At 65.6% G+C, this 532-nt stretch carries 1 protein-coding gene; it reads right to left on the bottom strand.

The genetic code is table 11. The features are described from left to right. Positions 1-532, bottom strand: a 532-nt coding sequence (locus EOA29_RS39520) for a LysR substrate-binding domain-containing protein (protein ID WP_245468848.1), incomplete at both ends; no start/stop codon positions are given.

The following is a 532-nucleotide window of genomic DNA, read 5'->3' as shown; positions in this document are numbered from 1 at the left end:
CCGGAAAGGTGCCGAGGTCGACCGGCGTCGGCAGCCCCTTCAGCCGGGGATCGCGCTCCAGACTGCGGCAGATAAGCTTCGGCAGCGTTGCGCAATAGTCGGTGACGGCAAGCATCTCCGGCACGGCAAGGAAATGCGTGACGGAAACCGCAACCTCGCGCTTGAGGTTTTGCTGCCCCAATGCCTGGAAGACACCCGCGCGCAGCCGGCCCGGCGGCAGCACGTTCACATGCTTGAGCATTTCGTACTGTTCTCGGGAAATCCGGTCCCGCACGCCGGGATGGTCCTTGCGCACCACGCAGGCCAGCCCATCGTCCATGAGATGCTGGACGACGAGGTTGTCCGGCGGATCGACGATCCGGCCGAGCACCATGGCCGTGGTGCCGGAAATGACCCCGGTCTCGGCCAGATCGTTGCCGAAGGCCGTCATGCGCAGCTTGATCCCCGGCGCTCGTTCGCGCGCCCTCGCCACCAGCGCCGGCATCAGCACGATCTCCACGTAGCTGTTGGGGGCAAGGGTGAACAGTCGTTC

The organism is Mesorhizobium sp. M1E.F.Ca.ET.063.01.1.1 (assembly GCF_003998155.1).
Classification (GTDB): Bacteria; Pseudomonadota; Alphaproteobacteria; order Rhizobiales; family Rhizobiaceae; genus Mesorhizobium.
Note: the sequence above shows the minus strand (reverse complement) of the source record. Positions and strands in the feature narration are given on the sequence as shown.